Annotated in this window: 8 protein-coding genes; all 8 read right to left on the bottom strand. The window is 73.2% G+C overall.

The features are described from left to right. On the bottom strand, positions 1–182 hold a 182-nt coding region (locus tag PV419_RS44370), incomplete at its 3' end, for a flavodoxin-dependent (E)-4-hydroxy-3-methylbut-2-enyl-diphosphate synthase (protein ID WP_319698856.1). 4 nt (positions 183–186) lie between these two features. Then, complete coding sequence (gene hpnH / locus PV419_RS44365; RefSeq protein ID WP_319698854.1) at positions 187–1,212, bottom strand: adenosyl-hopene transferase HpnH; 1,026 nt, start codon at positions 1,210–1,212, stop codon at positions 187–189. Beyond that, positions 1,139–1,894 carry a 1-hydroxy-2-methyl-2-butenyl 4-diphosphate reductase gene (locus PV419_RS44360; protein WP_319698852.1) on the bottom strand — a complete coding sequence of 252 codons (756 nt, stop codon included), beginning with the start codon at positions 1,892–1,894 and terminating at the stop codon, positions 1,139–1,141. Before PV419_RS44360 ends, hpnH begins: the two co-directional genes overlap by 74 nt. Then, positions 1,894–3,834, bottom strand: a complete 1,941-nt coding sequence (gene shc / locus PV419_RS44355; RefSeq protein WP_319698850.1) for a squalene--hopene cyclase — start codon at positions 3,832–3,834, stop codon at positions 1,894–1,896. The genes PV419_RS44360 and shc overlap by 1 nt, the downstream gene beginning before the upstream one ends. Before the next feature lie 108 nt (positions 3,835–3,942). Beyond that, positions 3,943–5,040 carry a polyprenyl synthetase family protein gene (locus PV419_RS44350; protein ID WP_319698848.1) on the bottom strand — a complete coding sequence of 366 codons (1,098 nt, stop codon included), beginning with the start codon at positions 5,038–5,040 and terminating at the stop codon, positions 3,943–3,945. Then, positions 5,037–6,449, bottom strand: coding sequence for a hydroxysqualene dehydroxylase HpnE (gene hpnE / locus PV419_RS44345; protein WP_319698846.1), 1,413 nt, complete (start codon positions 6,447–6,449; stop codon positions 5,037–5,039). Before hpnE ends, PV419_RS44350 begins: the two co-directional genes overlap by 4 nt. A 203-nt stretch (positions 6,450–6,652) precedes the next feature. Continuing rightward, the gene (gene hpnD, locus PV419_RS44340; protein ID WP_319698845.1) at positions 6,653–7,615 is read right to left on the bottom strand and encodes a presqualene diphosphate synthase HpnD; all 963 of its coding nucleotides are present in this window, start codon (positions 7,613–7,615) and stop codon (positions 6,653–6,655) included. Beyond that, the gene (hpnC, locus tag PV419_RS44335; RefSeq protein ID WP_319698865.1) at positions 7,612–8,577 is read right to left on the bottom strand and encodes a squalene synthase HpnC; all 966 of its coding nucleotides are present in this window, start codon (positions 8,575–8,577) and stop codon (positions 7,612–7,614) included. The genes hpnD and hpnC overlap by 4 nt, the downstream gene beginning before the upstream one ends. Positions 8,578–8,686: the final 109 nt, after the last annotated feature.

Raw genomic sequence — 8,686 nt, 5'->3', positions numbered from 1 at the left:
GCGATCTGCTGCAGCGTCGCACCCACATCCGCCGTCACCGTCGTCGTCATCGACTGCACCGACACCGGCGCGTCCCCGCCCACCGCCACCGACCCGACCCGCAGGCGCCGCGAGACACGGCGCGCCGCCAGAGGCCGGGGCGGCACCGAGGGAAGCCCCAGATCGATCCCCGCTGAGGTCATCACGTCACCCGCGACTTCCCGAGGCCGTCTCGCGGGCCGCGCGCAGCGACTCCTTGAGAGAGCCCATCGTGGCCAGCACGGCGGTCGGCTCATAGCCGCAGTGGGCCATGCAGTTGTCGCAGCGCGGGTCCTTGCCGCGGCCGTACTTCTCCCAGTCGGTCTCCTCGACGAGCTGACGGTAGGTGGGAACGTATCCGTCGGCCATCAGGTAGCAGGGGCGCTGCCAGCCGAAGAGCGAGTAGTTGGGGATGCCCCACGCGGTGCAGGGAAAGTCGGTCTTGCCCTCCAGGAAGTCCAGGAACAGCGGGCTGTGGTTGAGGCGCCAGCGCCGCCGGTTGCCACCCGCGAAGGCCTTCTTGAACAGCTCGCGGGTCTGCTCGACCCCGAGGAAGTGTTCCTGGTCGGGCGCCTTCTCGTAGGCGTAGGCGGGCGAGATCATCATCTCGTCCACCTTGAGCTCGTCGTTGAGGAAGTTGAGCACCTCGACGACGGTCTGCGGGGTGTCGGTATTGAAGAAGGTGGAATTGGTGGTCACCCGGAAGCCGCGCCGCTGCGCCTCCTTGATGGCCTCGACCGCCTCGTCGAACACCCCCTCCTTGGCGACCGACTCGTCGTGCCGCTCACGCAGCCCGTCGATGTGCACCGCGAAAGCGAAATAGGGAGAGGGCTTGAACTTGTGGATCTTCTTGCGCAGCAGCATGGCGTTGGTGCACAGGAAGACATATTTCCGGCGCTCCACCAGCTGCCGTACGATCTCGTCGATCTGCGGGTGCATCAGGGGCTCACCGCCCGCGATGGACACCATCGGCGCACCGGACTCCAGCACCGCGCCCACTGCCTGGGCGACCGGCATCCGCTGCTTCAGCACGCCGGCGGGGTGCTGGATCTTTCCGCATCCCTCGCATTTCAGGTTGCAGGCGTACAACGGCTCAAGCTCGACAATCAGCGGAAACTTGTCACGACGCTTGATCACTTTCTGGTCGAAGAGATATGTCGCGACCCGGATGGTCTGACGGAGCGGCATGGCCATCTAGCTCACCTCCTGGGAGCAGCGAAGAACGGTGCCAGGTAAAGAAAGCGGGAAGGATGGTGCGTAGTACGCGGAATGCCGATATTCCCCCGCGCAGTGTTCCGATACGGACGAGTTCATGTTCAGGAGCGTCCACGACCACTCGTACGGCCGCAACCGGACGTACCCCGGCCGCCACGGCGCTCCGGAGCGTCACGACGGATTCCATGTCCACCGCGATCGCGCCGGTGGCGTGCAGCCGGGCCCGCTCGGTGCCCCGTACGACATGACCGGAGCCGGCAAGCGGTCCGGTGTGGACGGCGCGCCCGGGTCCGGCCCGCGCCAGACGGGTGAGCGCGTCGGCGAGGACCGCGGTGCCGGTGCACGGCGTGCGGCCCGCACCGTCCCGGGTCTCGTCGGCCACCACCAGGTCGCCCGGGTGCATCCCGGGGGCGAGACCGGCGCAGAAGCCGGTGGCGATGACGGCGGCGCCGGCCGCGCCCCCGCCGCGCGGGCCGCTCTCGGCGAGCGCGCGTGTCACCGCCCGCTCGGCGGCCTGCGGCCCCATGCCGGTGCGCAGTACGGTCACCGGTCCGGCGGTCCCGCCGAAGTCGCCGCCGCGCAGGGCGAACCGCTCGATGCCGAGCGCACAGACGATCAGCAGCGGCGCCTGGCCCTGGTGCGGGGCCGGGCCGGGGGCCATCACGACCTCCGCGGCCGGGCCACGGCGGGCTCGCCGTTGACGTATCGTCCCAGCGCGGTGACCGGGAAGACCTGCCGGTACAGGTGGTAGTTGATGGAGAAGTCCCAGGGGAAGCCGGTGCCGGTGAAATACGGCTCGTCCCAGGACCCGTCGTCCTCTTGGGTCTCGGCCAGCCAGGTGACCCCGCGCTCGACCGCCTTGCTCTCCCGCTCCCCCGCCGCCAGCAGGGCCAACAGCGCCCATGCGGTCTGCGAGGCGGTGGACGCGCCCCGTCCGGCCCACTGCCGGTCGGGGTAGGAACGCTGGTCCTCGCCCCAGCCGCCGTCCTCGTTCTGGACGCTCTCCAGCCAGCGGACGGCGCGGCGGATCGCCGGGTGCGAGCCGGGAACCCCGGCGGCCACCAGCGCCGGGACGACGGAGCCGGTGCCGTAGACGTAGTTCGTCCCCCAGCGGCCGAACCAGGATCCGTCCGCCTCCTGCTCGGCCAGCAGCCAGGCGACGCCGCGCCGGGTGGCCGGGTCCTGGGCCCTGCCCTCGTGGGCGAGCATTTCGACGACATGCGCGGTGACATCGGCGGACGGCGGGTCGATGACCTCCCCGAAGTCGCAGAACGGCAGCCGGTTGGGCAGCCGGCTGGTGTTGTCGACGTCGAAGGCGCCCCACGCGCCGTCGCTGGACTGCATGCCGAGCGTCCAGCGCGTCCCGCGCCGTACGGCCGCCTCGACCCGCTCGGGGTCGGGGTGGCGCACCCGGCGCAGCGCCAGGATGACCTCGGCGGTGTCGTCGGTGTCGGGGTAGTTGTCGTTGTGGAATTCGAACGCCCAGCCGCCGGAGGGCAGCCCGGGGCGCCGCACCGACCAGTCGCCGGGCCGGGTGACCTGCTCGTCGAGCATCCAGTCCGCGGCCTTGACCAGCGCGGGGTGGTCCGGGGCCAGCCCGGCGTCGGCGAGCGCGATGGTGGCCAGACAGGTGTCCCAGACCGGTGACTGGCAGGCCTCGACCATCCGGCTGCCGTCCTCGCGCCACACCGCGAAGCGGTCCAGGGAGGCCAGCCCTGCGCGCATCACGGGGTGGTCGAGGTCGTAGCCGAGGAGGTGCAGGGCGATCAGGGAGTACACGGCGGGCGGCTGGATGCCGCCCCAGCAGCCGTCGTTCTCCTGCCGCTCGACGATCCAGCGCGCACAGGATCGCAGCGCGGCCCGGCGCAGCGGCCGGACCGCCACCTTGTGGTACGCGTGCAGCGCCCGGTCCAGGCGCTGGAAGGCGCCGTCCCAGGAGGCGAGGCGGGCGGGCCGGCGCGGGTTGGGCCGCCGGGGGTCGATGTGGAGTTCGTCGAGGGGGAAGGGCGCGGGCCGGACGGGGCGCTTGGCCGAGACGACGGTGAGCGGCACGATGGTCTGCCGCGCCCAGCAGCCGAAGTCGTAGATGTTGAGCGGCAGCCACTTCGGCAAGTAGATGATCTCCGGCGGCAGCTCGGGCAGGTCCTCCCACTTCCACCAGCCGAACAGCGCCAGCCAGATGCGGGTGAACACCCGGCTGCCGGCGATCCCACCGCGCTCGCGCACCCACGCGGAGGCGGCGGCCATATGGGGCGCGTCGGGCCGGTCTCCGGCCAGCCGCAGACCGACGTACGCCTCGATGGTGGCGGAGAGCTCCGGGGGGCCGCCGTGGAAGGTGGCCCAGGTGCCGTCCTCGCGCTGCTCGGAGCGGAGGTGGCGGGCGGCGGCCTCGAGCGTGGCCGGGTCCTGGATGGAGAGGAACTGGCGGAGCATCAGGTCTTCGGCGTCCATGGTGACATTGGTCTCCAGGTCGCCCTTCCACCAGCCCTGTTCGTCCTGACGGTCCAACAGGTGGCGGGTGGCCCGGGCCGTGGCCTCCCGGGCAAGGCTTAAGGTCGCGGGTTCGAGGGGCTCGGGCGGATGGACGGTTGTCGCTGTCATGGCTTCCCCTTTTGCAGTGTGAGATCTCTGCCGTCGTGGGGCTTCCGTCGGCCGGCACCCCGGCTGGGTGCCGGCCGGCGACTGCGAGCTATATGCGGTCGATAGCGATCATCTCTCTCGTACGACGACGAAATCGGCGAGCGCCACGAGCTGCGCCCGGACCCGATCCTCCATGTCCACCTGACTGAGCGCCGCGACAGCGGTGGCGTGCTGTCGGCGGGCCTCCTGCGAGGTCCAGTCGCGGCCGCCGGCCTGCTCGATCAAGGCCGCGCGGGCGGCGAACTCCTCCTCGTCGAAGTCGGCGAACTCGGCCTCGGTCTTCTTCGCGTCGGCCGCGAGCAGCCGGGCGAGGCGCTCGGAGGCCTCCCCGCCCGCGTCGAGGGCGGCCACCACCGGCAGCGACTTCTTGCGCTGGCGCAGGTCGCTCCAGGTCTGCTTGCCCGTGGCGTCCGGGTCGCCCCAGATGCCGAGCAGGTCGTCCACGGCCTGGAAGGCGAGCCCGAGGTGATAGCCGTACCGCTCCAGGGTGTCGGCGGTGCGGTCGTCGGCGCCACCGAGGACCGCACCGATGGAGGCGGCACAGGCGAGCAGCGCGCCGGTCTTGTTGCCCTCCATCTCCAGGCACTCGGCGACGGTGACCCGCTCGCGGTGCTCGTAGCTGATGTCCTGGGCCTGGCCGTCGATGAGCTTGCGGGTCGCGGAGGTGAGCCGGCGGGTGGCGCGCCCGGCCTCCACCGTGCCCAGTTCGAGCAGTATCTCGCCGGCCAGGGCGAACAGCGCGTCGCCGACGAGGATGGCCTGCGCCGGTCCGTGCACCTTCCAGACGGTGTCGCGGTGGCGGCGCTGCTCGTCGCCGTCCATCAGGTCGTCGTGCAGCAGCGAGAAGTTGTGCACCAGCTCCACCGCGACCGCGCCGGGTACCCCCACCTCGGCGGCCTGGCCCGCCACCTCGGCGGACAGCAGCGCGAGGGCGGGGCGGACGGCCTTGCCACCGTCACCCGCGGCCGGGCGGCCCTCGGCGTCGATCCAGCCGAAGTGGTAGGCGGCCACGGTGTCCATGGGCGGAGCCAGCCGGTCCACGGCAGCGCGCAGCATCGGCGTGGCAAGCGTGCGTCCGCGCTGGAGCAGCGCGATCACGCCTGCGGTGTCGACTGCTGGGATCGCCGGGGTCACGGTCTCTCCTTGGTTCTGTGTGGTGGTGCTCATGCCGCCTCCTTGGGGGTCCCCCGGCCGGAGGCGGGGGGCGGGTCGCGCTGCGGGCGGCCGAGGTCGGTCAGGGCCGTGCGGGCGGCGGACAGCCCGCTGCGCACGGCGCCCTCCATGGTCGCGGGCCAGCCGGTGGCGGTCCACGCACCGGCCAGGTACAGGCCGGGCGCGTTCGTGGGGGCGTCGGGACGCAGCCGCCCGACGCCGGGGGTGGGGGCGAAGGTCGCGGTGCGCTCCCGGGTGACGAAGAAGTCGCGCACCGCGGCGCCGCGGGCGGCGGGCAGCAGCCGCTCCAGCTCGGGCAGATAGCGGGCGCGCAGCTCGGCGGCCGGGAGCTCGATCTCCTGGTGCGCCGCGGACTGGGACAGCGCCAGGTACTGGCTGTCCCCCGCCCCGGGGAGCCTCGCCAGGCCGGAGGCGTCGGTACGGTCGAAGACCCATTGGACGGGGGTGCCGATCGCGGCGAAGAAGGGGCGGCGCATGACTTTGCGATCGTAAACCACATGGATGTTGAGGATCGGTGCGGTGCCGATGCGCAGCAGCCGGTCCGGGGCGTCCAGGGCGCCCTCGGGGAGCAGGGCGTGTGCCTCGCGCTGCGGTACGGCCAGCACCACCGCGTCCGCCTCCAGCGGCGCGCCGCCTGCCCTGTGCACACTCCAGCGGCCCTGGGCGGTGCGGCTGACGGCGGTCACCTTGGCGCGCAGCTCGCAGGCCACGCCCGCGGCGTCCAGGGCCGCGCGGGCCAGGGTGTCGTGCAGCTCGCCGAGCGGGGTGCGGGCCCAGCCGATGTCGGCCGCGCCGGGGCGGGAGAGCAGCCCGGTCTTGAAGACCATGGCGGCCAGGCCGAGCGAGACGTCGCGGGCGGTGGCGTTGAGCGTGGCGACCCCGACCAGGTCCCACAGCGCCTCCACGGCGCGCGGCGACTGTCCGTGGCGGCGCAGCCAGCCGGCGAAGTCCACCCCGTCCAGGGCCGGGTCGGCCGGGTCGAGCCGGCCGAGAGCGAGCGCGGCGCGCCCCACCTGGGCACGCTCGGCAAGGGAGAGGTGCGGGTAGGTGGCGAGGCTCGCGGCCAGGTGCAGCGGTACGGGGAGGGCCGCGCGGCGCAGCCGGCCGAGCCGCCGCCCCGGCCGCCCGTCGGCGTCCAGGACGGGCACCTCGAGCCTGTCCTGCAGCGGGGCGAGCCCGGAGCCGCCGACCCGGTCGAGAAACCACCGGTAGGCGGTGCAGCAGCGCAGATACACATGCTGGCCGTTGTCGACGGTCAGCTCGCCGACGGGGGACGGGCGGCGGAAGGAGAAGGCGAGCCCGCCCAGCCGGGGGCGGCCCTCCAGCACCGTCACGCGCAGCCCGGCGTCGGCGAGCGCGAGCGCCGCCGTGGTGCCCGCGAGCCCGCCGCCCACGACGGCCACGGAGCCCCGCGACCCGCCGCCGCCCGCGCCTGGACCGCCTGTCTGCTTCCGCGACGGCGCGGCCGCCCCGAGGGGGCGGCCTGCCGTCTCTCCACCCGGCCGGCCGGGGCCGGCCCGGTGGCCTGGTGCGGGGCCAGGGTCTGAGCTTGGGCGCGGGCTTGGGCTTGGGCGGCGTGGGTGCGGGTGCGGGTCCGCCGGGAGGGTCATGACCGTCCCCCGGCGGCGCGGCGTGCGGCGGCGCGGGCGTCGAGCCCGGCCAGGCCGCGGACGGCGACGTACGCCTTCTCGCGGCCGGAGAGCGAGACCCGGCCGCGCAGGACCGCCGTCGGGTCGCGGGCGATGCGTTCCAGGAGTCTGCGGTAGATGCCGGCCATGGCGGCCACGCAGGCGCCGCTGCGGCGGTCCAGCATCGGCAGCAGCTTGTAGCCCTCGGTGAACAGGGCCCTGGCCCGCCGGACCTCGAACTGCACCAGTCCGGTGAAGTCGGCGTCCGAGAGAGCGACGGAGGTGTGGATGCCCGCGGGGCAGCCGAACTTGGCGAGGTCGTCGGCGGGCAGATAGGTGCGGCCGCCGGCGGCGTCCTCGCGGATGTCCCGGAGGATGTTGGTGAGCTGCAGGGCCAGGCCGAGCGTATCGGCGTACTCGGCGGCGCGCTCGATCTCGCGCGCGCTCCCCCCGGGGGCGCTCACGGTGCCGAAGACGCCGAGGGAGAGCCGCCCGATGGCGCCGGCGACACAGCGGCAGTAGGCCTTGAGGTCGTCCCAGGTCTCATAGGTCTGGCCGGCCACGTCCATCTGGACGCCGTCGATCAGCTCGTCGAGCCCGCCGAGCGGGATCGGAAAGCGGCGCGCGGCATGGGCGAGCGCGACGGCGACCGGATCGGTGTCGTCCTCCTCGATCCCGCCGTTCCCGATGCGTTCGAGCACGGCCCGGGTCTCGGTGAGCCGCGCCCGCTTGGCGTCGGCGTCCAGGCGGCCGTCCCCGATGTCGTCGATACGGCGCGAGAAGGCGTAGAGCGCCGACATCGCCCGGCGCTTCTCGGTGGGCAGCAGCCTGATGCCGTACGCGAAGTTACGGGCCTGCTGCCCGGTCACGGCCTCGCAGTACCGGTACGCCGCGAGCACTGGTGCGGACGCGTGCGGAGCTCCGGTCACGGTCCGGCTCACCCCTCTCTTCGCAGTGTCGCCCCCACCTCGCGCAGCAGGCTGAGCTTGGTGGGTCTGGGCGGTCCAGGCAGTACGTCGTATCCCGCGGCCGCGACCGCCCTCAGGGCGGCCCGTCCCCCTGCCACGAACCCGGCGAGCAACCACTTGAGCCTGCCGTGGACGCTACCCACGAGGGGGGTCCCTTCATTCAGCAGGGTTTCGGCGCGGGCCGCCTCATGGGCGATCAGGGCGCGCACCGGGGCACCGGCCGTGGGGGCGGCGAGATCGGCCTCGGTCACACCGAAGCTCTTCATGTCCTCGGCGGGGAGGTAGACGCGGTCGCGGCGCAGGTCCTCGGCGACGTCCTGCAGATGTTCGACGATCTGGAGTGCGGTGCAGATCGCGTCGGAGCGGCGGACCCGCTCGGGGCTGGTGGTGCCGGTCACGCCGAGCACCAGGCGGCCCACGGGGTTGGCGGACAGCTCGCAGTAGCCGAGGAGGTCCTCGTAGGTGGCGTACCGGCGCACCCGCTGGTCCTGCCGGTTCGCCTCGATCAGGCCGAGGAACGGCTCGGGGGGCAGCCGGTGGCGGCGGACCGTGGGGCGCAGCGCGCGCAGCAGCGGATGGCGGGGGTCCGGGGACGCTCCGCCTGGGCCGGCTGCGCCGCCCGGGTTGCCGAAGACGCGCCACAGGTCGTTCTCGAACGCGTCGAGCATCGCGAGCGGGTCGCCGGCCCGGTCGCGGTGGAGGCCCAGCAGCTCGGCGTCGGAGCCACCGGGGGGAAGGTCACCGTCGCCGATGTCGTCGACCAGACGGGCGTAGCCGTAGATCGCCATGAGGTCGGCCCGCCAGGCGCGGGGAAGGAAGAAGGGGGCGACGGGGAAGTTCTCGTGCGCGGCCTTGTCGAGTACGGCCCGGGCGGCCGCCTGCCCGTCGAGGGGACCGCTGGACGTGCTATGGGACCCGCTGCGCTCGTCCTCCACGGTCACCGTGGACAGCCAGGCGTACGGGCAAGGACCAGGTCTCCGCCCGGGCCCGGGTGACCGGGCCCTGTGGGAGAGCTGGAGATGGGCCGGGTAGCCAATGCCGTCA

The sequence above is a fragment of the Streptomyces sp. ME19-01-6 genome, from assembly GCF_033793745.1.
Lineage (GTDB): Bacteria > Actinomycetota > Actinomycetes > Streptomycetales > Streptomycetaceae > Streptomyces.
The sequence above is the reverse complement of the archived record's forward strand: the minus strand, read 5'-3'. Positions and strand labels throughout refer to the sequence as shown.